26 protein-coding genes are annotated in these 21,907 nt (G+C 56.0%); 17 read left to right on the top strand and 9 right to left on the bottom strand.

From position 1 onward, the window contains the following. Positions 1 to 4 precede the first annotated feature (4 nt). The 6 genes from V7Z75_RS09775 to ppa all read left to right on the top strand — a co-directional run bounded on the left by V7Z75_RS09775 (position 5) and on the right by ppa (position 5,109). Positions 5 to 574 (top strand): hypothetical protein, encoded by a 570-nt coding sequence (locus V7Z75_RS09775; RefSeq protein ID WP_011480466.1) that lies wholly within the window; start codon positions 5 to 7, stop codon positions 572 to 574. Positions 575 to 719: 145 nt separating this feature from the next. After that, positions 720 to 2,168: a pyruvate kinase gene (pyk, locus tag V7Z75_RS09770; RefSeq protein ID WP_334108432.1), complete on the top strand. Its 1,449-nt coding sequence runs from the start codon at positions 720 to 722 to the stop codon at positions 2,166 to 2,168. Between the two features lie 8 nt (positions 2,169 to 2,176). After that, on the top strand, positions 2,177 to 3,217 hold the full coding sequence (gene fba / locus V7Z75_RS09765) for a class II fructose-bisphosphate aldolase (RefSeq protein ID WP_334108431.1): 1,041 nt from the start codon (positions 2,177 to 2,179) through the stop codon (positions 3,215 to 3,217). A 97-nt stretch (positions 3,218 to 3,314) separates the two neighbouring features. Next, positions 3,315 to 4,208, top strand: a complete 894-nt coding sequence (locus V7Z75_RS09760; RefSeq protein WP_334108430.1) for a phosphoribosylaminoimidazolesuccinocarboxamide synthase — start codon at positions 3,315 to 3,317, stop codon at positions 4,206 to 4,208. A gap of 59 nt (positions 4,209 to 4,267) precedes the next feature. Next, positions 4,268 to 4,498 (top strand): YkvA family protein, encoded by a 231-nt coding sequence (locus tag V7Z75_RS09755; RefSeq protein ID WP_442919907.1) that lies wholly within the window; start codon positions 4,268 to 4,270, stop codon positions 4,496 to 4,498. Between the two features lie 83 nt (positions 4,499 to 4,581). Further along, entirely contained in the window at positions 4,582 to 5,109 is a 528-nt protein-coding gene (ppa, locus tag V7Z75_RS09750) for an inorganic diphosphatase (protein ID WP_334108429.1), read from the top strand. Between the two features lie 68 nt (positions 5,110 to 5,177). Here the strand turns inward: ppa and V7Z75_RS09745 are convergent, their stop codons facing one another. Genes V7Z75_RS09745 through V7Z75_RS09730 form a run of 4 tightly spaced genes read right to left on the bottom strand, consistent with a single transcriptional unit; the run spans position 5,178 to position 7,965 of the window. Further along, a complete protein-coding gene (locus tag V7Z75_RS09745; protein WP_334108428.1) occupies positions 5,178 to 5,984 on the bottom strand; it encodes an ABC transporter permease in 807 nt (268 codons plus the stop codon). Then, positions 5,984 to 6,724 (bottom strand): ABC transporter ATP-binding protein, encoded by a 741-nt coding sequence (locus tag V7Z75_RS09740; RefSeq protein ID WP_334108427.1) that lies wholly within the window; start codon positions 6,722 to 6,724, stop codon positions 5,984 to 5,986. The genes V7Z75_RS09745 and V7Z75_RS09740 overlap by 1 nt, the downstream gene beginning before the upstream one ends. Next, positions 6,721 to 7,512: a sulfite exporter TauE/SafE family protein gene (locus V7Z75_RS09735; protein WP_334108426.1), complete on the bottom strand. Its 792-nt coding sequence runs from the start codon at positions 7,510 to 7,512 to the stop codon at positions 6,721 to 6,723. The genes V7Z75_RS09740 and V7Z75_RS09735 overlap by 4 nt, the downstream gene beginning before the upstream one ends. A 36-nt stretch (positions 7,513 to 7,548) precedes the next feature. Continuing rightward, positions 7,549 to 7,965 (bottom strand): DciA family protein, encoded by a 417-nt coding sequence (locus V7Z75_RS09730; RefSeq protein ID WP_334108425.1) that lies wholly within the window; start codon positions 7,963 to 7,965, stop codon positions 7,549 to 7,551. A gap of 415 nt (positions 7,966 to 8,380) precedes the next feature. On the opposite strand from V7Z75_RS09730, the gene secA reads away from it, so the two are divergent. The 6 genes from secA (at position 8,381) to V7Z75_RS09700 (ending at position 14,867) form a co-directional block, all read left to right on the top strand. Beyond that, positions 8,381 to 11,107, top strand: coding sequence for a preprotein translocase subunit SecA (gene secA, locus V7Z75_RS09725; protein ID WP_334108424.1), 2,727 nt, complete (start codon positions 8,381 to 8,383; stop codon positions 11,105 to 11,107). Beyond that, positions 11,086 to 11,286, top strand: a complete 201-nt coding sequence (locus V7Z75_RS09720) for a DUF1289 domain-containing protein (protein ID WP_334108423.1) — start codon at positions 11,086 to 11,088, stop codon at positions 11,284 to 11,286. Before secA ends, V7Z75_RS09720 begins: the two co-directional genes overlap by 22 nt. Positions 11,287 to 11,398: 112 nt before the next feature. Further along, positions 11,399 to 12,628 carry a bifunctional glutamate N-acetyltransferase/amino-acid acetyltransferase ArgJ gene (gene argJ, locus V7Z75_RS09715; protein WP_334108422.1) on the top strand — a complete coding sequence of 410 codons (1,230 nt, stop codon included), beginning with the start codon at positions 11,399 to 11,401 and terminating at the stop codon, positions 12,626 to 12,628. A gap of 9 nt (positions 12,629 to 12,637) precedes the next feature. Then, the gene (locus tag V7Z75_RS09710; protein ID WP_334108421.1) at positions 12,638 to 13,507 is read left to right on the top strand and encodes an ATP-binding protein; all 870 of its coding nucleotides are present in this window, start codon (positions 12,638 to 12,640) and stop codon (positions 13,505 to 13,507) included. Further along, positions 13,504 to 14,442: a Nudix family hydrolase gene (locus V7Z75_RS09705; RefSeq protein WP_334108420.1), complete on the top strand. Its 939-nt coding sequence runs from the start codon at positions 13,504 to 13,506 to the stop codon at positions 14,440 to 14,442. The genes V7Z75_RS09710 and V7Z75_RS09705 overlap by 4 nt, the downstream gene beginning before the upstream one ends. Further along, on the top strand, positions 14,439 to 14,867 hold the full coding sequence (locus V7Z75_RS09700) for a hypothetical protein (RefSeq protein WP_334108419.1): 429 nt from the start codon (positions 14,439 to 14,441) through the stop codon (positions 14,865 to 14,867). Before V7Z75_RS09705 ends, V7Z75_RS09700 begins: the two co-directional genes overlap by 4 nt. Before the next feature lie 24 nt (positions 14,868 to 14,891). On the opposite strand, the gene V7Z75_RS09695 is transcribed toward V7Z75_RS09700, so the two are convergent. From V7Z75_RS09695 to V7Z75_RS09680, 4 genes are read right to left on the bottom strand one after another with little or no spacing between them, the layout of a single operon-like run. Further along, the gene (locus V7Z75_RS09695; protein ID WP_442919906.1) at positions 14,892 to 15,053 is read right to left on the bottom strand and encodes a DNA gyrase inhibitor YacG; all 162 of its coding nucleotides are present in this window, start codon (positions 15,051 to 15,053) and stop codon (positions 14,892 to 14,894) included. A gap of 14 nt (positions 15,054 to 15,067) precedes the next feature. Further along, the gene (gene zapD / locus V7Z75_RS09690) at positions 15,068 to 15,826 is read right to left on the bottom strand and encodes a cell division protein ZapD (RefSeq protein WP_334108418.1); all 759 of its coding nucleotides are present in this window, start codon (positions 15,824 to 15,826) and stop codon (positions 15,068 to 15,070) included. 55 nt (positions 15,827 to 15,881) lie between these two features. Continuing rightward, positions 15,882 to 16,490, bottom strand: coding sequence for a dephospho-CoA kinase (coaE, locus tag V7Z75_RS09685; protein WP_334108417.1), 609 nt, complete (start codon positions 16,488 to 16,490; stop codon positions 15,882 to 15,884). Positions 16,491 to 16,493: 3 nt separating this feature from the next. Next, positions 16,494 to 17,366, bottom strand: a complete 873-nt coding sequence (locus V7Z75_RS09680; RefSeq protein WP_334108416.1) for a prepilin peptidase — start codon at positions 17,364 to 17,366, stop codon at positions 16,494 to 16,496. Between the two features lie 154 nt (positions 17,367 to 17,520). On the opposite strand from V7Z75_RS09680, the gene V7Z75_RS09675 reads away from it, so the two are divergent. After that, positions 17,521 to 17,841 (top strand): hypothetical protein, encoded by a 321-nt coding sequence (locus V7Z75_RS09675; RefSeq protein ID WP_334108415.1) that lies wholly within the window; start codon positions 17,521 to 17,523, stop codon positions 17,839 to 17,841. Positions 17,842 to 17,852: 11 nt separating this feature from the next. On the opposite strand, the gene V7Z75_RS09670 is transcribed toward V7Z75_RS09675, so the two are convergent. Further along, a complete protein-coding gene (locus tag V7Z75_RS09670) occupies positions 17,853 to 18,782 on the bottom strand; it encodes a polyprenyl synthetase family protein (RefSeq protein WP_334108414.1) in 930 nt (309 codons plus the stop codon). Positions 18,783 to 19,016: 234 nt separating this feature from the next. Between V7Z75_RS09670 and rplU the strand changes: the two genes are divergently transcribed. From rplU to proB, 4 genes are all read left to right on the top strand, one after another. Then, the gene (gene rplU, locus V7Z75_RS09665) at positions 19,017 to 19,331 is read left to right on the top strand and encodes a 50S ribosomal protein L21 (protein WP_334108413.1); all 315 of its coding nucleotides are present in this window, start codon (positions 19,017 to 19,019) and stop codon (positions 19,329 to 19,331) included. Positions 19,332 to 19,344: 13 nt separating this feature from the next. Beyond that, on the top strand, positions 19,345 to 19,602 hold the full coding sequence (rpmA, locus tag V7Z75_RS09660; RefSeq protein WP_011480439.1) for a 50S ribosomal protein L27: 258 nt from the start codon (positions 19,345 to 19,347) through the stop codon (positions 19,600 to 19,602). 136 nt (positions 19,603 to 19,738) lie between these two features. After that, positions 19,739 to 20,788 carry an Obg family GTPase CgtA gene (gene cgtA, locus V7Z75_RS09655; RefSeq protein WP_334108412.1) on the top strand — a complete coding sequence of 350 codons (1,050 nt, stop codon included), beginning with the start codon at positions 19,739 to 19,741 and terminating at the stop codon, positions 20,786 to 20,788. Next, a complete protein-coding gene (gene proB, locus V7Z75_RS09650) occupies positions 20,785 to 21,903 on the top strand; it encodes a glutamate 5-kinase (RefSeq protein ID WP_334108411.1) in 1,119 nt (372 codons plus the stop codon). Before cgtA ends, proB begins: the two co-directional genes overlap by 4 nt. The last annotated feature ends 4 nt before the right edge of the window (positions 21,904 to 21,907 follow it).

Raw genomic sequence — 21,907 nt, 5'->3', positions numbered from 1 at the left:
TTGTGTGTTTAACCATATGATGCAATTACCTACATCAGTTCCTGAAGCGGATTCTTCGAGTCTTTGGTCGTTACAAAATATTTTGCTCAATTGGGCTGAAGAGCTTGTTGGTATGCGAGATCAATCAAAAAAGATTTATCAACCTCAGTTTCACGAAAACGGTCCAAATATCCGTAACACTCCTTCATTTGATGGCGCATTTTCTGAGCTTAGTTATGCGAGTAAAAATTATTGGCCAACCGTTGTATATGAAATGGCACATGAAACAATTCATTTATTGAACCCAATGGCTGGATACACTAATTGGCTAGAAGAGGGTGTTGCTGTTGAGTTTTCAATCTATGCCCAACAACAATTTAACCTTACGTCTATACAGTCTCCGCACTCAGGCCCTTATCATGAAGCTTTAAATATGGTTCGGTTGCTGCCTAGTGGTACGTTCTGCGCTGCTCGCCATGTGCGTGATGCTGTTGGAAGTCTAGGCTCTGTGACATTTGAACAGCTCTGCGATCTATTTCCCAATCATGATCTTAAGGATTTGCATAAATTATCAGAGCAATGCATTCCCAGATGAAGTGCAATATGTCGATTAATACTCCTAGGGGTAGATGTAAGCTGCTAATTGGTTTCTATTATCTCATGACACAAAATATGCACCCTTCTCCCTAGGCGATGTCAGCATTAACATGAACACTGAGAAATCCTAAGGAAAGGCTGTCATGGCATTACGTAAAACAAAAATTGTGGCGACGCTGGGGCCGGCTTCCAGTGAGGAGGCGGTGATTGAGCGGCTGGTGGATGCCGGGGTGGATGTAGTGCGGCTCAATTTTTCGCATGGGTCTGCCGCAGACCATATCGCGCGCGCCGAACTGGTGCGTGATATATGCCGGCGCAGCGGGCACCCGGTTGGCATTCTCTGTGATTTGCAAGGGCCGAAGATACGCATCGGCAAGTTTGAGAGTGAGCGCATTCTGCTCAAGGTGGGCGACAAATTTATCCTCGATGCGGCATGCAAGCTGGGCAACCAGGAGCGGGTGGGGCTGGATTACAAGACCTTGCCATCCGAGGTGGAGGCTGGCGCGGTGTTGCTGCTCGATGACGGGCGCATCGTGCTCAACGTCGAAGCGGTGAACGGCGGCGAGGTGCATTGCACGGTGGCGGCCGGCGGGGTGCTGTCGAACAACAAGGGCATCAACCGCCAGGGCGGCGGGCTATCTGCGCCTGCATTGACTTTGAAGGACCAGGAGGATATCCGTACGGCAGTGGCGCTGGAGGCGGATTATATCGCCGTCTCGTTCCCGCGCAGCGGTGCGGATATCGAGTTGGCGCGCCAGCTGGTGGAGGAGGCGGGCGGCCATGCGGCGATTGTCGCCAAGATCGAACGCGCGGAGGCGATTGACGCGCTGGAGGAGATTATCGATGCCGCCGATGTGATCATGGTGGCGCGTGGGGACTTGGGCGTGGAGGTTGGCGATGCGGCGGTGCCAGGCTTACAGAAACGCATGATCCGTACGGCGCGCAGGCGCAACAAGCTGGTAATTACGGCTACCCAGATGATGGAGTCCATGATCAGCAGCCCGATTCCTACCCGGGCGGAGGTTTCCGATGTCGCCAATGCGGTGCTGGATGGCACGGATGCGGTCATGCTTTCTGGCGAGACAGCAGTCGGGCAGTATCCTGTTGAGACTATTCATGCCATGAACCGGATTTGCCTGGAGGCGGAAAAGGAATATAACAGTCAGCATTTGCAGCCGCCGATCAATGACGAATTCGAGTTTGTTGATGAGGCAATTGCGATGGCCTCCGTGTATACCGCAGAACATTTGAATGTGAAGGCGATTGCGGCATTGACTAAATCTGGTTCCTCTGTCACCTGGCTGTCGCGGTCCAACACCAATGTGCCAATTTATGCCTTGACCACGGAGCGCAATACCCGGCGTAAGCTCAGCCTGTATCGTGGCGTGTATCCCTACCACATGGAGCAGCCGTCCAGGGAACTGAGTAAGATTCTCTATGACGCAGAGGAAGTCTTGCTGCAGCAAGGGGTGGTCAATCATGGAGATTTGATGATGCTGACTTTTGGTGAGCCCATTGGTCACGCGGGGGGTACCAACACCCTACAAATTGTCCGGGTAGGCGAACACAGGCGTGAACACGCAAAAAAATAGGAGGATGCATGGCGCTGATCAGTCTACGTCAATTGCTGGACCATGCGGCGGAACATTGTTATGGCGTACCTGCCTTCAATATCAATAACCTGGAGCAGGTGCAGGCCATCATGCGGGCTGCTGATGCCTGCGATAGCCCGGTGATCTTGCAGGCTTCTGCCGGAGCGCGCAAATACGCTGGGGAGGGTTTCCTGCTCAAGCTGGTCGGTGCAGCGGTCGAAAGCTATCCGCATATCCCGGTCGTCCTGCACCAGGATCACGGCGCGAGTCCGGCAATATGTCTACACGCCATCAAAACCGGCTTTAGCAGCGTGATGATGGACGGTTCATTGTTGGAGGATGCCAAGACGCCATCCAGCTATGAATACAATGTGGAGGTGACGTGGCAGGTGGTGCAGGCGGCGCATGCTGCTGGTGTTTCGGTGGAGGGCGAGCTGGGCGTGCTTGGCTCGCTGGAAAGCGGGCTGGCGGGTGAGGAGGATGGTGTGGGGGCGGCAGGTCATCTTGACCACAGCCAGTTGCTTACCAACCCTGATGAAGCCGTGGATTTTGTCGCCAAGACCGGCGTGGATGCATTGGCAATTGCCATTGGCACGTCGCATGGCGCATACAAGTTCAGCAGGCCGCCGACAGGGCAGATGCTTTCCATCAGCCGCATTCGCGAGATTCACGCAAAACTGCCGAATACTCACCTGGTGATGCATGGTTCCTCTTCCGTGCCGCAAGAATGGCTGAAAATCATCAACGAATATGGCGGCGACATTCCCGAAACCTATGGCGTGCCGGTCGAGGAGATCGTTAAGGGCATCCAAAACGGCGTGCGCAAGGTGAATATCGATACCGACCTGCGCCTGGCGTTCACGGGCGCGGTGCGCCGTTTCCTCGGGCAGCCGGAACACAAGGCGGAGTTCGATCCGCGCAAGATCCTTGCGGTTGCAACTGCTGCCATGCAGGCATTGTGCAAGGAGCGTTTCGAAGCCTTCGGTTCGGCGGGGCATGCTGCAGCAATACAGCCGATCCCGCTGGAAAAAATGGCGCGGCAATACTGATTGGCCGGACTTCGAGTGCGTGAAGGGCCGGCATTACAGCGTATAATGCTGCCTTGTTTTACCCTCTCCAGAACCGATTTCAAGAAAAGGTATTGTTGTGACTACCCCACTCATGCAATCCAGCATCAAGAGCCTCAGGCTCATCAACCAGGGCAAGGTGCGGGATATTTATGACATTGACGATAAGCATATGCTGCTGGTGGCGAGCGATCGTCTCTCCGCATTCGACGTCATTCTGCCGACGCCTATCCCGGACAAGGGTGCGATCCTGACCCAGATCGCCAATTTCTGGTTCGACAAGCTCAAGCACGTCGTACCCAACCACCTGACCGGCATTGACCCCGACAGCGTAGTGAGCGACCCGGTGGAAAAAGCCCAGCTCGGCCCGCGCGCGCTGGTGGTGAAGAAGCTCAAGCCGTTGCCGATCGAGGCAATCGTGCGCGGCTACCTCGCCGGTTCCGGCTGGAAGGAATACAAGGCCAGCCAAAGCGTGTGCGGCATCCCGTTGCCGGCCGGCCTGCAGGAGGCGGCGCAGTTGCCCGAGCCCTTGTTCACGCCATCGAGCAAGGCGGAAGTGGGCGACCACGACGAGAACATCACGCTCGAAAAATGCGCCCAGCTGATTGGGCCTGAATTGGCGGACAAGGTGGCGCGTATTAGCGTGCAGCTTTACAAGGAAGCGGCAGCCTACGCCCTGGGCCGTGGTATCATCATTGCCGATACCAAGTTCGAGTTTGGCCTCGATGAGGCGGGCAAACTCTATCTGATCGATGAAGTCCTGACCCCGGATTCGTCGCGTTTCTGGCCGCAGGATCAATACCATGTGGGCAGTAACCCGCCGAGCTTCGACAAGCAATATGTGCGCGACTGGTTGGAGTCCACCGGCTGGAACAAGACACCTCCCGGCCCCGAGTTGCCGGATGATGTCGCCGCGAAAACCGCAGAAAAATACCGTGAGGCGTTTGAGCGACTCACCGGAAAGCCATTCTGAAGCAAACACTAAAAGCGCTGGCGCGGCAGTTCAAGACAGAAATCCAGGTCTACCAACTAGTGCTGCGCCATCCGCAAACACCCTGGCTTGCCAAGGCGTTGCTAGGACTGGCAGTAGGCTACCTTCTGCTGCCATTCGACCTGATTCCCGATTTTATCCCCATCCTCGGACAACTCGACGATCTGGTCATCGTGCCGGGTTTGTTCTGGCTGGGCGTCAAGTGCGTGCCGCCGCAGGTCATTGCCGAGTGCAAGCAGCAAGTGCTGGCACAGGCGATGGATGGCGGATGATTTTTCTAGCCGATTTACGCTAAAATCGCGGGATATTCCAAAAATCATTCAAACCCAACACCCTAATTATTAAGGATCAATGCATGTCTCTCTGTAACGTGCCAGCAGGCAAAGATATCCCCAATGACTTCAACGTCATCATCGAAATCTCCATGCGTGGCGAACCCATCAAATTCGAAGTGGACAAGGACTCCGGCGCTGTATTCGTGGACCGCTTCATGGGTACCTCCATGCACTATCCCTGCAACTACGGCTACATTCCGCAAACCCTCTCCGAAGACGGTGACCCGGTCGACGTACTGGTGATCACTCCGATTCCATTGCAGCCGGGCGTGGTAATCCGCTGCCGTGCCATCGGCGTGCTGACCATGGAAGACGACGGCGGGGTGGATGCCAAGGTACTGGCCGTGCCGGTGGATAAGATCTGCCCGCAATATAAGGACGTCAAAAGCTACCTGGACATTCCCGAATTCCAGTTGGCGCCTATCTCTCATTTCTTCGAGCACTACAAGGACCTAGAAAAAGGCAAATGGGTCAAGGTTGGCGAGTGGAAAGGTGTTGAAGACGCCAAGGCGGAAATCGTCTCCGGCGTGGCACGCTACGGCAAGTAGGTTAGTACCTGCAGGATGAAAGGAAAACGGCGCTTGAAGCGCCGTTTTTTATTGGGAAAAGTCAGAGCCTATTCCCCTACCTGCAATAGCAATCCGCGTTGACGGGCAATGCGGAAGTAGCCGAGGAACACGGCAACGCCAGCGCTGAGGAAAATGATATTGAGTCCGATAGCCCATTGCATGTGGGCGACATTGAACGTGTGTTGCAGCAGGAGCTCGCGCATGCCCTCGAACACGTGACTGGCGGGCAGGGCCAGCGCGACGGGTTGCAGCCAGTGCGGCAGGGTGGCGACTGGATAGTAGATCGCGCAGAGTGGCTGGATGGCGAATACGCTGACCCAGGCGATGCTTTCCGCGCCCATGCCGTAGCGCAGCACGATGCCTGAAACCATGAGGCCGATAGCCCAGCCCATGACGATGAGATTGAAGAAAAAGGCGATTAGCGGCAGCCCCATGTCGTAGAAGTTATAGCCGAACAAGGGAATGGCGACCAGCGTCGCGCCGCCGATGCCGATCACGGTGCGGATCAGGCTCATGAGCAGCAGCGAGGCGACCATTTCATAAGGCCGTAACGGGCTGACGAACAGGTGGCCGAGATTGCGCGACCACATTTCCTCCATGAATACCAGGGCGATGCCGAGCTGCCCGCGGAACAGCACGTCCCAGAGCAGAACGCCGGACAGCAGCAGGCCGCTGGCCTTGGCGATCAGGCTGCTGTTGCCTTGCAGGTAGAGGGTGATGAAACCCCACAATATCATCTGCACTGTGGGCCAGTAGACCATCTCCAGCACGCGCGGCCAGGAGGAGCGCATCAGGTACAAATGGCGCAAGGCGACTGCGCCGATACGGCGTATGGAGAAATGCACGTCATGCATCAGGCGGGCTCCTTGTGGCGGGCGATGTCGATAAAGACTTCTTCCAAATTGTTGCGGCCGTACCTGGCCTGTAGCTCGGCAGGCGTGCCAGTATCCACCACCTGGCCCTTGCGCATCATGATCACGTCGCTGGCCATGCGCTCGACTTCTGCCATGTTATGCGAGGCGAGCAGGATGCTGGCGCCGGTATCGCGCTGGTATTGCTCCAGGTAGCTGCGGATCGAGTCGGCGGTATCTGGGTCCAGCGAGGCGGTGGGTTCGTCCATCAGCAGCAGTTCGGGTTTGTTGAGCAGGGATTTTGCCAGCGAGACGCGAGTTTTCTGCCCGGCGGAAAGCTGCCCGTAACGCTTGTCAAGCAGGCTGTCTAAGCTGAGCGCCGCTGCCAGCTCCTCGATGCGCGCCTTCAGGCTGGGCAAGCGGTAGAGATGGCCATAGACCGTGAGGTTCTCGCGGATGGTCAAGCGCTGCGGCAGGTCTACGTAGGGTGAGGAGAAATTCATGCGGTGCAGCAGGCGGTAACGGTGCTGCAGCATATCCTCGCCCAGGATGCGGATCTGCCCCTGGCTGGGGATCAGCAACCCAAGTAGCATGGCGATCGTCGTGGTTTTTCCCGCGCCGTTGCCGCCGAGCAGGGCGGTCGTAGCGCCGCGACGGGCGTTGAAATTCAGGTTATCGACCGCGCAGAACTGGTCGAAATACTTGTAGAGGCCAGTGACCTCAATGACGAAATCATGATTCATACCAGGCTCCATAACATCTTGAGGCCGACCACATACAGCAGCAGCGCAAATAGTTTCTTCAATACCGCCACGGGCAGCCGGTGGGCCAGGTAAGCGCCCAGCGGCGCGGTCAGCATGCTGGCAAGCGCAATGCCCAAGAATGCAGGCAAATAGACGTAGCCCAAGCTGTATTGCGGCAGGTTGCCTTCCGCCAGGCCAGTGATGATGAAGCCCGTAGCCCCGGCCACGGCAATCGGCAGGCCGATGGCGGCGGATGTGCCGATCGCGTAGCGGGCATTGAAGTTGCAATAGATCAGAAATGGCACGGAAAGCGAGCCGCCGCCGATGCCCACCAAGCTGGCGATGAGGCCGATGAGACTGCCCATGCTTGCTGTGCCTAGTTTTCCTGGGAGCTGCCGGTGCGCGGCGGGTGTGAAGTTGAGCGCCATTTGCGTGGCGATCAGCAGCATGAATACTGCGAAGATACATTTCAGCACAGTGGTATCCAGCTCGCTGGCCAGCGCCGCGCCCAGCAGAGTACCGATCACGATGCCGGGAGCGATCAGTCTGACCACTGACCAATGCACGTTTTGCTTGCGATGATGCGCGCGCGCAGAGGAAATCGAGGTGACGATAATGGTTGCCAGCGAAGTGCCCAAGGCGATATGCATGATGTGTTGCTCAGGGAAAGCCAGCGATGTGAAGATGAACACCAGCATGGGCACAATAACCGTGCCGCCGCCCACGCCCAGCAGCCCTGACAAAATGCCGGCACCAGCGCCCGCGATGAAGTAAAGTAAAAATTCCATACTGAATCCGATTTAATTCCCGGCAAGGCAGGGTGATTAGCGACGACTTGATAGCCTGGCGATGGCATCGCCTAATGCCGAACCCTGCAACTCCTTGGCTAGCTTCTCCAGACTGGCAGCCGCGGCTGGGCTGAGCACGCGAGCTGGTTTTGCAGGTTTGCCTGCGCTGGTTTGCACTTGCACCTCGACCCTGATCGAGGTGACTTCCAACCCTTGTTTTTGCAGGCCCAGCATCAGGCTGGGCAGCAGCAGCTTGATTTTTGCGGCTACGGCGCCATTGGCCGCATATACAGTCAGCCGCTTGTGGCTGAGAGCGCCCGCTTGCGTATAAGGTTTCAATCCGGCAGGGACGACTGTATTCCATTTCTGCTGTGTCAGCGTTAACTTCTCTGCTTGATGCGAAAGCGCTGCCAACTCGGCATTTTCAGTAAACAGGGCACTGACGCGCAACATGTTGGACTCTCCCCAGGGGATTGGTGATAGGTAGTAGGGCAAGGCGATGGAAAAACTGCCCTGTTTCACTGGAGGGCGTGGCGCTGGACTTGCCGGACTGGCTGGCTATTGTGCCATAGGGCAAATATGAGCACAAAGGCGGGGGATTTTGTGGCGCGGATCAAGGTGTCTGTGTATGCTTCTGCTGCTGAAAATATATCGGCTGCGGAGCAGATTGCTGAATATGGTAGAATTGTCAAGATTGACTCTATGTTCAGGGATGGAAAATTGTGCCTAGCCTGATGCAGGTCAAGGTATGTTGAATAATGTGGCGCTGGTTCGCACAAGATGTTTTGGGTGTGTGAATTGAGTTTATTTACTAATCTATAAAGCTAATCTAGAGGTTTCCGTATCAACGGAAAAGTGGTGTCATTTCATGTTATCCGCGGTGTTCAAAAAAATCTTCGGCAGCCGTAACGATCGGCTGGTCAAGCAATACGCACAAAACGTCAAGGCCATCAATGCGCTGGAACCCAGCATGCAGGCATTGACTGATGAACAGCTCAAAGCCAAGACTGAAGAATTCAAGCAACGCTACCAGAAAGGCGAGACGCTGGAAAAGCTGTTGCCTGAGGCGTTTGCTGTGGTGCGCGAGGGTGGACGCCGCGCGCTGAATATGCGCCATTTCGATGTGCAGATGATCGGCGGCATGGTGCTGAATGCGGGCAAGATTGCTGAAATGCGTACCGGTGAAGGCAAGACCCTGGTAGCGACCTTGCCGGCCTACCTGAATGCGCTGACCGGCAAGGGCGTGCATGTGGTGACGGTCAACGACTACCTGGCGCGCCGCGATGCGGAATGGATGTCACGCCTCTATAACTTCCTTGGCCTGAGCGTGGGCATTAATCTCTCGCAAATGCCGCATGATGAAAAGCAAAAGGCTTATGCGGCTGATATTACCTACGGCACCAATAACGAATTCGGTTTTGACTATCTGCGCGACAACATGGTGTTTACGGTGGAGGAGCGCGTGCAGCGTGGCCTCAATTATGCGTTGGTCGATGAGGTGGACTCCATCTTGATCGACGAGGCCCGTACGCCGCTGATCATTTCCGGCCAGGCCGACGATAGCGTGGATCTCTATGTGCAGATGAATGGTATTGCCGCCAAGCTGGTCCGTCAGGAAACAGAGGATGGCGAGGGCGATTTCTGGGTAGATGAAAAATCCCACCAGGTTCTGCTGTCCGAACAAGGGCATGAGCACGCAGAAGCCTTGCTGGCAGAGGCTGGTCTGCTGGCAGAAGGCAGTAGCCTGTATGATGCCGCCAATATCAGCTTGGTGCATCATATGTATGCAGCCTTGCGCGCGCAATCGCTCTATCATCGCGACCAACACTATGTGGTGCGTGACGGCGAAATCGTCATCGTCGATGAGTTTACAGGCCGTATGATGCCGGGCCGCCGCTGGTCTGATGGCTTGCACCAGGCGGTGGAAGCCAAGGAAGGCGTGGCGATCCAGAAGGAAAACCAGACCCTCGCGTCGATCACATTCCAGAACTATTTCCGCATGTACGGCAAGCTTTCCGGCATGACCGGCACTGCTGATACCGAAGCTTATGAATTCAACCAGATCTACGGTCTGGAAACCGTGGTAATTCCTACACACCGTCCCTTGCAGCGCAAGGACCACATGGATAAGGTCTATCGCACTGCCAAGGAAAAATACCAGGCGGTGATAGACGATATCAAGGAATGCCAGAAGCGCGGACAGCCAGTGCTGGTGGGTACTACCTCGATTGAAAACTCCGAATTGATCTCCAAGGTGCTGACCGAGGCCCAGCTGGAACACCAGGTGCTGAATGCCAAGCAGCACGAGCGCGAGGCGCATATCATCGTGCAGGCAGGACGTGCCGGCATGATCACGATCGCCACCAATATGGCAGGCCGGGGTACCGATATCGTACTGGGCGGAAACCCGGAACCTGAAATTGCCGCGATTGAAGCTGACGAAAGCCTGTCCCAGGCCGACAAAGAGGCTCGCATCGCCAAACTCAAGGCCGATTGGCAGGTACAGCATGATGCCGTATTGGCCGCAGGCGGCCTGCATATCATTGGCACTGAGCGACACGAATCCCGTCGGGTGGACAACCAATTGCGTGGTCGTTCAGGCCGCCAGGGTGACCACGGCTCCAGCCGTTTTTACTTGTCGCTGGAAGATCAGTTGCTGCGCATCTTCGCCTCCGACCGTGTTGGAGCGATCATGGAGCGCTTGAAGATGCCGGAAGGCGAGGCAATCGAGCATCCTTGGGTAACGCGCGCGATCGAGAATGCCCAGCGCAAGGTGGAAGGCCGTAACTTTGATATCCGCAAGCAATTGCTGGAATACGACGATGTTTCCAATGACCAGCGCAAGGTGATTTACCAACAGCGCAATGAGTTGCTGGAAGCTATAGATGTGGGTGACACCATCGCCACTATGCGTGTGGATGTGATCCACGACCTGATTGCTACCTATATTCCGCCTGAAAGCCTGGAAGAGCAGTGGGATATCCATGGCCTGGAAAAAGCATTGCAGGCTGACCTGGGGATGGAAATCCCACTGCAGAAGATGCTGGACGATAATCCCAATCTGCATGAGGAAACCATTCGCGAGCATATCGTTGATACTGCGAATGCTGCTTATACCGCAAAGGAAACCCAGGCTTCTTCCAGCGTCATGCGCCAGTTCGAGCGCGCTGTCATGCTGCAAAGCCTGGATAACCATTGGCGCGAGCACCTGGCGGCACTGGATCATTTGCGCCAGGGCATTCATCTGCGCTCTTATGCGCAGAAGAACCCCAAGCAGGAATACAAGCGCGAGGCTTTCGAACTGTTTGCCCGCTTGCTGGATACCGTCAAGCGCGAGGTGACCCAGGTCACCATGCTGGTCAAAGTGCAGAGCGAGGCGGACGTGCAAGCTGTCGAGAAGCCTGCCGAGCTTGAAAATGTGCAGTATCAGCATGCGGACTACGATGAAGCGCTGGGCCATGACGATGAAACAGCCGAGGCTGGCGCTACGGTAGCGGCGCCGTTTGAGCGTAGCGGCGCCAAGGTCGGCCGTAACGATCCGTGTCCATGCGGTTCCGGCAAGAAGTACAAGCAATGCCACGGCAAGCTGAGCTAACAACAGTTTCGCAAGTGGCTTCTCCCTGTATTGGGATCTGCGCGCTGGATGCGCAGCGGGAATATTGCACCGGCTGCTTGCGAGCCATTGGCGAAATCCGCGACTGGCGCACGATGAGCGACCAGGAGCGTTTGCAGGTATTGCAGGATATTGCCGCCAGGCGAGTCGGACAGTATTGAATCAAGCCGGGGTCTCCCGGTTTTTTTATTGGGCGCTTCAATCGGCACTGTCGGGCAAGTGTCATCTGATTACGGTAAAATCAGCGTTTTGCCTTTTCAGAGAACTACCATTATGCCAGTCAATCTTGTTGCGCCAGAAGCGCACTCCCTGTTGCCAGTTCCAGGTGTGGAGTTGGGTATTGCCAAAGCCCATATCCGCAAACCTGACCGCAAGGATATGCTGGTCATCAGGCTGGCTGAAAATACTCGTGTGGCTGGCGTATTCACCTTGAACCGCTTTTGCGCGGCACCGGTAACGGTGTGCAAGGAACACTTGGCGGCAGGCCAGGATATTCGCGCCTTGCTGGTCAATACTGGCAACGCCAATGCAGGGACTGGCGAAACTGGCTGGCAGAATGCGCGTGCCAGTTGCGAGGCGCTGGCGGAAATATTGCAGGTCAACCCTGAGCAGGTCTTGCCGTTTTCGACTGGCGTGATCCTGGAGCCATTGCCGATGGACAGGCTGCTGGCAGGCTTGCCGCATTGTGTGGCCGACCTGAAGGCGCAGAACTGGTTCGATGCCGCCGAAGCGATCATGACCACCGATATCGTCTCCAAGGGCGCCTCACGGCAAATTACCCTGGGCGGCAAGACGGTGACGATTACCGGCATCTCCAAGGGCTCCGGCATGATTCACCCTAACATGGCGACCATGCTTGGCTATGTCGCGACGGATGCGGCCATCAGCCAGCCAGCGCTGGAAGCACTGATCAACCATGCGGTGAACCGTTCCTTCAATTGCATTACCGTGGATGGCGATACTTCCACCAACGATTCCTTCATCGTCATGGCGACGGGGCAGGCGGGCAATGCCGAGATTGCCGATGTGCACAGTGCGGAATTCCTGCAGTTGCAGGCTGCAGTCACCGAAGTGTCGGTCGAGCTGGCGCAGGCGATCGTGCGCGATGGCGAGGGCGCGACCAAGTTCATGACCATCCAGGTCGAAGCGGGCCGCGATGTGGAAGAGTGTCGCAAGGTAGCGTATGCGATTGCGCATTCCCCCCTCATCAAGACGGCATTCTTCGCCTCTGACCCGAACCTGGGCCGGATTCTGGCTGCGATTGGCTATGCGGGCGTGGATGATCTGGACGTCAATACCATGCAGTTGTATCTGGGTGATGTGCTGGTGGCAGAGCATGGCGGACGCGCGGCCAGCTATGTAGAAGAGCAGGGGGCTGCGGTGATGAAGGAAGCGGAAATCACTGTGCGTGTCGTGCTGAACCGCGGGACGGCGGCAGCTACGGTCTGGACCTGTGATTTTTCTTATGATTATGTGCGTATCAACGCAGATTACCGCAGCTAAGGGAATCGAATGGCTGATCTTGAGCAATTGATTACACGGGCAGAAGCCGTATTGGCGAGGCTGGAGAATTTCTTGCCGCCGCCTGCGGAGGAGTCCGACTGGAGTGCTATCGCCTGGCGTTGGCAAGTGTTGAACGGGCGCGGCCGACTGGTGGCAGTGGAGCATCCGCATCATATCAGCCTGGACGACATCTGCAATGTGGACGAGCAAAAAGCGGAAATCGTCCGCAACACGGAACAGTTCGTGCATGGCTATCCGGCCAACAATGTGCTGCTGACCGGCGCGCGCGGCACGGGCAAGTCATCGCTGGTAAAAGCTGTGCTGAGCGCATTTGCTGATCAAGGCTTGCGGCTGGTGGAGGTGGATAAGCAGGATCTGGTATCCCTGCCTGAGATTGTCGCCTTGCTGCGCGAGCGCAAGGAGCGCTTTATCATCTTTTGCGATGATCTGTCGTTCGAATCCAGCGACCCCGGCTATAAGGCCTTGAAGGTAGTGCTCGACGGCTCGATCGCCGCTACCTCGGACAATGTGGTCGTCTATGCCACATCCAACCGCCGCCACCTCATGCCGGAATACATGTCGGAAAACCTGGAAGTGTCGCGGCACGGCGATGAAATCCGCCCGGGCGACACCACCGAGGAAAAGGTCTCGTTGTCCGAGCGTTTCGGCTTGTGGCTGTCGTTCTACTCCTTCAGCCAGGACGAATACCTGGCTGTCGTTGCGCAATGGCTTGGGCATTACGGCATCAATGAGATGGATGAGGAAACCCGCAGCGCCGCCTTGCTGTTTTCGCATACGCGCGGCGCGCGCAGCGGCCGGGTCGCCTACCAGTTCGCGCGTGACTATGTGGGCCGCCAGGCATTGCAGGCAAACGCATGAGCATAGTGCGGGTGGCAGTCGCCATATTGCAGCGACCTGATGGACAAGTGCTGATGGCGGACAGGCCGGCAGGCAAGCCCTGGGAGGGCTGGTGGGAGTTTCCGGGGGGCAAGATAGAAGCGGGAGAAACACCACATCACGCGCTGGTGCGTGAACTATATGAAGAGCTCGGGGTGAAGGTGGAAAAGGCTTATCCCTGGCTGGTGCGCCGTTTTGAATATCCCGATCGCCATGTGGAACTGCATTTCTTCATCGTGCGGGAGTGGCAGAATGAACCACATGGATGCGAGGGGCAGCGCCTGAGCTGGCAATCTCCGTCCGCTCTGACCGTGCAACCGGTGTTGCCCGCCAATGAGCCCATCCTCGCGGCACTGAATTTGCCGCCTGTTTATGCGATCAGCAATGCGGCCGAGCTGGGGAAGCAGGGTTTTCTTGATAGCCTGAAACGTGCCTTGGACCAAGGTCTGCGCCTGTTGCAGCTGCGGGAAAAACAATTGTCATTGGATGATTTGCGGCGACTGGCGGAACAAGTCATTGCCATCAGCGAGCCTTATCATGCCAGGGTGCTGCTGAATGGCGATATTGCTACGGCGCGGGAGTGGGGTTTCGCTGGCGTGCATCTGTCTTCTGACAAGCTAATGACGCTTTCCGAACGCCCGCAGGATATGCTGTGCGCCGCTTCTTGCCATGATGCAGGGCAGCTTGTGCATGCCCAATCCTTAGGGCTGGATTTTGCCGTGCTGTCGCCGGTCCTGCCTACACTGAGTCATCCTGGTGCACCAGTGCTGGGATGGGATGGTTTTGCCGGACTGGCTCAAGGCAGCAGCTTGCCCGTATATGCATTGGGCGGCATGCAGCAGGCGTATATTGAGCAAGCCTGGCAACACGGCGCGCATGGCGTCGCCATGATGCGCGGCATATGGGCCCAGGCATGATGACGCGCAAGCTGGCATGGATCGCCATGGCAGTATTGTTGGTGCTGTGCGCTTTTGTTTATTTCTGGCTCAAGCCGGAAGCAGTCAAACCGGAGCCAATGGCATGCGAGGATATTGTGCAGGGTTGCAGCCAAGATGGCTTGACAGTACAGGCCATGACAGCGCCCAAGGTCATGCATGCATTCGAGATGCGGGTGACCGTGCCGGAAGCCAGCTCTGTGCAGGCCAGCTTTGACATGAAAAGCATGCAGATGGGGATCAACCGTTACCGGTTTCAGCAGCAGCCAGACGGTAGTTGGCGTGCCAGGGTAACCTTGCCGGTGTGTGTGGATGGGCGCAGCGATTGGCTGATGACCATTCATGTCAAACATCCATCACGACAGGCAGGCGACAACTACCAGCTTGAGTTCAGCGCAGAACCTTAGCCTGATAGTGCTAATTAGCCTGCCTTAGTATTCGTCGTTCTCGGGTTTGGGGTTGTTTTCCGGAATGCGGTAGTTCTCGCTCGCCCATTGACCAAGGTCGACCAGGCGGCAGCGTTCCGAGCAGAATGGGCGGTAGGGGTTGGCGCTGGAGTATTCGCTTTGTGTCCCGCACTGAGGGCAAGGCACCAGTTTTTTCTTGCTTACAGGTTGCACAGCGTCAGGGAGAAATGAATGTCGTGGTCGCAAGGGCGTGGCCGCTGGGCATTGTCCAGGCTGTTGAAGCGGATATTGATGGCATATTTGTTCGCGCTGACTTCGGGAAAACAGGGAACCTCGTCGCTGATTTCCACTCGCAGCATCTGGGCCGGTTTCGCACCTCCCAGCATCTGCTGGTAAGAACCGTTGATGGCAGTCATGCTGGTGGTGGCGCCGCTGCCACGCAGGATGTGCAGGATAATACGGATGGCATTGTATAACGGCATCAGCGGGCTTATCCATGTCTGGATATCCTGCCTGCGGCGCTCGTTGCTCAGGCCCAGCCAGTAATGGTAGGACGGCAGATCGAACTCACAAACGCCGCCAGGGATCACTGAGCGTTGCTTGATGCTCATCAGCCATTCATTATCGCGCAGGCTTTGTCCCAGCTTGCCCGGCGTGTTGCGCAGGGGATGGGCCGCGCTCTCAATATCGCTTACCAGATCATCCAGCACCTGCTCTTGAATCGACGGGTTGCCGCGCAGGTTGTTCATGACCATTTTTTGCCGGTCCAGCTCCTGTAGCAAGTCCATTTTGAGCTCGGCGCGCTCAATGATGTCCAGAATCTGGAAAATGGAAAACAGGGCGCTGTGGTGAGTAAACTCGTGCTCCCCCTCAATGTTGTGCAGAACCTTGATAAACAGGTCCTCCAAACGCAACAGGGTACGGATGCGTTCATTAAAAGGGTAATCGTAACTTGGCACGGGCTTCTCGAAACGGATCCGAATAGGAGGTTAAAGTTGTTGTGGATTATCAGATTTATTCGCTAACTGCGCAAGTCTTAATGAATTTTTCATGCATGCGATGGACGTTTTGCTCCAGTTCCTCAATTGTGCCATTGTTATCAATGATATCGTTGGCCAGTGCGCGGCGGAAACTACGCGAAGCTTGTGTAGCAATGATGGAACGTACCATTTTCTCGGTAAAGCCGTTGCGATTGACGACGCGGCTGACCTGCAAGTCTTTGTCGCAATCGATCAGCAAGGTGCGGTTGACGATACCTTCGTAACGGTTTGATTCAAAGAACAAAGGGATGGCGAGAATCTGGTAAGGCGCGCGATGATAGCTTTCCAGCTCGCGCAAGGCTTCGCTGTGGATGACTGGGTGCAGTATGGATTCCAGCAGCCTGCGGTCGGCGTCGCTGGAAAAGATGCGCTCGCGGATTTTTTCCCGGTCCATGGCGCCATCTACGGTGACATATTCCTTGCCGAAGGCATGGGCGATCTTGGCAACCAGCGGCTGGCCAATGCCGGTCAGACGGCGGGAGATGACATCAACATCCACGACAGGCACGCCTATCTCACTGAAGATTCTTGCTGCTTCGCTTTTGCCGGCGCCAATACCGCCAGTCAGTCCAACCACATACATTGATCAGCCTCCTAGATATAGTTGCGAGAGTTGATTACCAAAAAATAGAGCCGCCACTCCTCCCAAGGCCAGATATGGGCCAAACGGGATAGGTATTTCGCGTCTGTGTTTGCTGAATACTATTAAAGCTATCCCGATAATGGAGCCAGCGACGGATGATAGCAGGATGACAGCAGGGAGCAATTGCCAGCCGAACCAGGCGCCTAGCGCAGCCAGTAGTTTGAAATCGCCATAGCCCATGCCTTCCTTGCCAGTAACCAGCTTGAACAGCCAATATACTGACCAAAGTACGAGGTAACCTGCCGCTGCGCCAATGACGGCTGATGCGATATCTGTAAAGCCGTGGTTGAGGTTGAACAGCAAGCCGGCCCAAAGCAGAGGCAGGGTGATGTCATCGGGCAGCAAATGTGTGTCGAGATCGATGAAGGTCAGGGCAACCAGTGCAAAGATGATGAGCCAGCTTGCTACCGCAAGGCTGGAATAGCCGAAATGCCAGCTTGCCAGTCCAACAAGGGCTGCGGTCAGTAGCTCCACCATGGGGTAGCGAAGGCTGATGGCGGTTTTGCATTGGCTGCATTTGCCCCCCAGGGCCAGATAACTGATGATGGGGATATTCTCCAGTGCAGTGATTGCGTGCTGGCAATTGGGGCAGCAGGAGCGCGGTGTGACGAGATTGTATCGAGACTGCTCGGGCAGGGGTTTGCCTTCTGCCTCAAGCCGTTCCGCTTGCCAGTCCAGCTCCATCATCTGCGGCAGGCGGTGAATCACTACATTGAGGAAGCTGCCCACCATGAGGCCCAGCAAGACCGAGCAGGTGATGAAAAATGCAGGACTTTCTTTCAGGACGTCCAGGAATGTGGAAATAAAATCAGGCATAGAATGGGCAGGGGAGTAAACTTTCCGCATCATCTCACCGTTATACTCAGTATGGCAACCGTGTTGCGGACAATCAGCGCAGGACTTGAATTTGGCCGAAACGTCGCCAGTTAGTAGTTGTATGGATGATCGTCACTAACTGAAAGGAACGCATATGATGAATACCGGAGCTCATGAAGCATGGGATGCCGCAGTTGTCTGCCGCGTCGAGGTGGATTTGCCTGGCTGGCTGGAACAGCTGACGGGCAAGGCCGATTGGGAGTTGTATGACGAATCTGAGGATGAAAACTACATGAGCTTTGCCATGCGCCATGGGCGGCGGCAGGCTGAAGTAACGCTATACCACAACGGTTATGCAACCGTGGATGTGGACGGGGAATCGTTGTTTGACGGCTCGCTGACCACCAGAACCAGTGATTGCGCTCACTTGAGCTATTATCACGTCGAAAGCGGCGACTTGATCACCCTGAATTAAGGGGGGGGGGCTCAAAAGCTGCGGCTGACGGCAAAATCTGCCAGCTGCAGCAACGCCTGTTTATACATCGAATCCTGCAGGTGGGCGATTGCCTGGCAACCTGCCTCTGCCTCTTTTCTGGCGACTTCGCGCGCATAATCTAAAGCGCTGGTGGCATGCACTGCGGAGATTACTGAGGGCAGTTCATCCAGGCCACCTTGCTCAATGGCCTGGCGAATGATGTTGCGCTGGGTTTCGCTGCCCTGGCGCATGGCATATAGCAACGGCAAGGTAGGCTTACCCTCGGCGAGGTCATCTCCCAGGTTCTTGCCGATCTCGCTACTGTCGCCACTCAGGTCCAGCACATCGTCGATTAATTGAAAGGCTGTGCCAAGGCGCATGCCGTATTCCGCCATGGCGGTCTCGTCATGTGCAGTGGCCCCGCAGATGATCGCTCCCAGCCGGGTGGCGGCCTCGAACAGCTTCGCAGTCTTGTAATGGATCACTTTCAGGTAAGCCTGCTCGGTGATGTCGGCGTCATGCACGTTGAGCAATTGCAGCACTTCGCCTTCGGCGATGGTGTTGGTGGTCTCGGAGAGCACTTCCATGACGCGCATGTTCTGAAGACTGACCATCATCTGGAAGGTACGGGAATAGATGAAATCACCCACCAGCACGCTGGCCGCGTTGCCAAACAGGGTGTTGGCTGTAGCCTTGCCGCGGCGTAAGGAGGATTCGTCCACCACATCGTCATGCAGCAAGGTGGAGGTGTGGATCAGCTCGATCACGGCTGCCAGATCGTGATGTTGCGCATTTATCCTGCCGAAAGCGCCTGCGGAAAGCAGCACCAGCGCCGGCCTCAATCGCTTGCCGCCACTGTTGACGATATACTCGGCAACCTGGTTGATCAGGATCACATCGGAATGCAAGGATTTGCGAATCACCGCATCGACCTTTTGCATGTCTTCTGCGATGCACGATTGAATAAAAGCTAGGGACACGTCTGGCTGCCAAAAATAAGTCCCGGAATTCTAGCATACGCAACAGAGGAAACAGTGCCGGTATATAGCAGATGTAATATCTGGAAAATAGTCATGGCGCAGGGCATGTATTTAGCTGGTAATTGCATTTGCTTTCCTCGTGATTTTCCGTATAATGCCCGATTCATTTGAATGCGTAGCAAACGAGGCATAACCATGTATGCAGTTATCAAAACTGGTGGCAAACAATATCGCGTAGCCGCTGGTGACAAGCTTAAGGTAGAAAAGTTGGCGGGCGACGTCGGCAGCGAAATCACGCTCGACAAGGTATTGTTGGTTTCTGATGGTGAAAACACTACTATCGGCTCCCCTCTGGTTCAAGGTGCAAGCGTACAGGCCAAGGTTGTTGCCCACGGCCGCGCCGACAAGGTGCTGATCTTCAAGATGCGCCGCCGCAAGCACTATCGTAAGACTCAGGGCCATCGCCAGAGTTTTACTGAAATCCAGATCGAAAAGATTGCTGCTAAGTAAGGAGTAATGAAGAATGGCACACAAAAAAGCAGGCGGTAGTTCCCGTAACGGTCGCGACTCAAACGCACAGCGACTGGGTGTTAAGGCATTTGGCGACCAGTTTGTTTCTGCTGGCAGCATCATCGTGCGTCAGCGCGGTACCAAGATGCACCCAGGTGAAAACGTTGGCATTGGCAAGGATCACACCTTGTTTGCCAAGGTTGACGGCAAGGTGGCTTTCTCTGTGAAAGGCGCTCTGGGCCGCAAGCTGGTCAGCATCATCCCAGCTTAAATCTGGCATGATTCAGAAAAAGCCCTATCGCTGAGATAGGGCTTTTTTATTTCAGGCAGCGATGGGTCATGTTGTGCCAACAGGAGCACGACACTACACTGACTGCTTTAACAGATTCATCTTTCAGATAGCGATCATGAAGTTTATAGACGAAGCTACGATCAAAGTATACGCCGGAGATGGCGGCAATGGTGTTGCCACATTCCGCCGTGAAAAATATGAGGCCATGGGCGGACCCAATGGTGGGGATGGTGGTCGTGGCGGTTCGATCTATATGATTGCTGACCGCAATATCAATACCCTGGTGGATTACCGCTATACCCGCGTGTTCCGCGCGCAACGCGGCGAAAATGGCCGTGGCTCCGACCAGTATGGCGCAGGTGGCGACGACATGGTGCTGCGCGTGCCGGTCGGTACCGTCATCAGCGATAAAGCGACGGGGCAAATACTGACTGATCTGGCCGAGCATGGCCAGAAAGTCATGGTAGCCAAGGGCGGGAATGGCGGCCTGGGGAATATCCATTTCAAGTCCAGCGTCAACCGTGCGCCGCGTCAATGCACCAAGGGCGATGCAGGTGAGGAATTCGAGCTATATCTTGAACTCAAGGTGCTGGCAGATGTTGGCCTGCTTGGCATGCCGAATGCGGGCAAATCCACCTTCATTCGCTCCGTTTCCGCAGCCAAGCCCAAGGTGGCGGATTATCCTTTCACCACCCTGCATCCCAATCTCGGTGTGGTGCGCGTTGATGCCAACCGCAGTTTTGTGATTGCCGATGTGCCAGGATTGATTGAAGGCGCAGCTGAGGGTGCGGGGCTGGGCCATCAATTCCTGCGCCATCTGTCACGTACTCGATTGTTATTGCATCTTGTGGACCTTGCGCCGTTTGATGAGGCGGTTGATCCTGTGCGCGAAGCTGTTGCCATCGTTGAGGAGCTGCGCAAGTACGACGAAGAGCTGTACAACAAGCCGCGTTGGCTGGTGCTGAATAAGGTCGATATGCTGGAAAACAGCGAGGAGCAGGTCGAATCCTTCGTTAAGGCATTGGGCTGGGAAGGCCCGTATTTCGCCATTTCCGCGCTGACCGGCAAGGGCTGCCGCGAATTGACCTACGCCATCATGGAGCATGTGGAGGCCACCCAGGCAGAAGAACTGGCTGCCAGTGAGCAGGTCGAGCCGCGTCCATGAGCTCTTTGTTATTGAATGCCCAATGCCTGGTGGTCAAGGTTGGCTCCAGTCTGGTGACCAACAATGGCGCCGGGCTGGATAAACAGGCAATTGCAGCCTGGGCCAGCCAGATTGCCAGCCTGGTTAAATCGGGAAAACAAGTAGTGCTGGTGTCCAGCGGGGCGGTGGCGGAAGGCATGCAGCGCCTGGGCTGGAAAAAGCGTCCGGTCGCCATCAATGAATTGCAGGCTGCGGCTGCGGTCGGGCAAATGGGACTGGTGCAGATGTATGAGAGCTGTTTTGCCTCGCACGGACTGCATACCGCGCAAATCCTGCTGACGCATGCCGACCTTGCGGACCGGAAGCGCTATCTCAATGCGCGCAGCACCTTGCGTAGCCTGCTCGATTTTGGCGTTATTCCCGTCATCAATGAAAACGACACTGTGGTGACCGATGAAATCCGCTTTGGGGATAACGATACCCTGGGTTCGCTGGTCGCCAACTTGATCGAGGCCGACGCCTTGGTCATCCTGACCGATCAGCCCGGCCTGTATTCCGCCGATCCGCGCAAGCACCCTGATGCCGTATTCATCCAATACGAAGCCGCAGGCAATCCTGCGTTGGAGAAAATGGCGGGCGGCGCAGGCACTGCTATTGGCAGTGGCGGTATGCTGACCAAGATACTGGCCGCCAAGCGTGCCGCCCGCAGCGGCGCGCATACCATCATCGCCTCTGGCCGTGAGCCAGATGTGCTGGTGAGGCTGGCGCAGGGTGAGGCTGTTGGCACTCATTTGCAGGCGCCGCAGGTCAAGACTTTGGCGCGCAAGCAGTGGCTGGCGGATCATCTGCGCCTGGCGGGCAGGGTTGTGCTGGATGACGGCGCGGTTCATGCCTTGTTGCAGGGCGGCAAAAGCCTGCTGCCGATTGGTGTGGTGAAGGTGGAAGGCGCATTCGAACGCGGCGAGGTGGTCGCCTGCGTCAATGCTACCGGTGTGGAAATTGCGCGTGGCTTGGTCAATTATAGTGCGCTGGAGACAGCACGTATCCTGCGCGCGCCTAGCCATGAAATTGAACGTATTCTGGGTTATGTCGAGGAAGCTGAGTTGATTCATCGTGATAACCTGGTATTGGTGTAAGGAA

This window comes from Methylobacillus sp., assembly GCF_036844465.1.
Classification (GTDB): Bacteria; Pseudomonadota; Gammaproteobacteria; order Burkholderiales; family Methylophilaceae; genus Methylobacillus.
This window is presented reverse-complemented; position numbering and strand designations above follow the sequence as displayed.

Coding starts and splice junctions, on each gene's coding strand:
- V7Z75_RS09710 (WP_334108421.1), top strand. CDS start 12,638: ATGGCTGATCTTGAGCAATTGATTACACGGGCAGAAGCCGTATTGGCG.
- V7Z75_RS09740 (WP_334108427.1), bottom strand. CDS start 6,724: ATGAATCATGATTTCGTCATTGAGGTCACTGGCCTCTACAAGTATTTC.
- V7Z75_RS09705 (WP_334108420.1), top strand. CDS start 13,504: ATGAGCATAGTGCGGGTGGCAGTCGCCATATTGCAGCGACCTGATGGA.
- rpmA (WP_011480439.1), top strand. CDS start 19,345: ATGGCACACAAAAAAGCAGGCGGTAGTTCCCGTAACGGTCGCGACTCA.
- V7Z75_RS09680 (WP_334108416.1), bottom strand. CDS start 17,366: ATGCCTGATTTTATTTCCACATTCCTGGACGTCCTGAAAGAAAGTCCT.
- V7Z75_RS09735 (WP_334108426.1), bottom strand. CDS start 7,512: ATGGAATTTTTACTTTACTTCATCGCGGGCGCTGGTGCCGGCATTTTG.
- coaE (WP_334108417.1), bottom strand. CDS start 16,490: ATGTATGTGGTTGGACTGACTGGCGGTATTGGCGCCGGCAAAAGCGAA.
- cgtA (WP_334108412.1), top strand. CDS start 19,739: ATGAAGTTTATAGACGAAGCTACGATCAAAGTATACGCCGGAGATGGC.
- secA (WP_334108424.1), top strand. CDS start 8,381: ATGTTATCCGCGGTGTTCAAAAAAATCTTCGGCAGCCGTAACGATCGG.
- argJ (WP_334108422.1), top strand. CDS start 11,399: ATGCCAGTCAATCTTGTTGCGCCAGAAGCGCACTCCCTGTTGCCAGTT.
- pyk (WP_334108432.1), top strand. CDS start 720: ATGGCATTACGTAAAACAAAAATTGTGGCGACGCTGGGGCCGGCTTCC.
- V7Z75_RS09745 (WP_334108428.1), bottom strand. CDS start 5,984: ATGCATGACGTGCATTTCTCCATACGCCGTATCGGCGCAGTCGCCTTG.
- V7Z75_RS09720 (WP_334108423.1), top strand. CDS start 11,086: ATGCCACGGCAAGCTGAGCTAACAACAGTTTCGCAAGTGGCTTCTCCC.
- ppa (WP_334108429.1), top strand. CDS start 4,582: ATGTCTCTCTGTAACGTGCCAGCAGGCAAAGATATCCCCAATGACTTC.
- fba (WP_334108431.1), top strand. CDS start 2,177: ATGGCGCTGATCAGTCTACGTCAATTGCTGGACCATGCGGCGGAACAT.
- V7Z75_RS09670 (WP_334108414.1), bottom strand. CDS start 18,782: ATGCAAAAGGTCGATGCGGTGATTCGCAAATCCTTGCATTCCGATGTG.
- V7Z75_RS09700 (WP_334108419.1), top strand. CDS start 14,439: ATGATGACGCGCAAGCTGGCATGGATCGCCATGGCAGTATTGTTGGTG.
- V7Z75_RS09675 (WP_334108415.1), top strand. CDS start 17,521: ATGATGAATACCGGAGCTCATGAAGCATGGGATGCCGCAGTTGTCTGC.
- V7Z75_RS09730 (WP_334108425.1), bottom strand. CDS start 7,965: ATGTTGCGCGTCAGTGCCCTGTTTACTGAAAATGCCGAGTTGGCAGCG.
- proB (WP_334108411.1), top strand. CDS start 20,785: ATGAGCTCTTTGTTATTGAATGCCCAATGCCTGGTGGTCAAGGTTGGC.
- rplU (WP_334108413.1), top strand. CDS start 19,017: ATGTATGCAGTTATCAAAACTGGTGGCAAACAATATCGCGTAGCCGCT.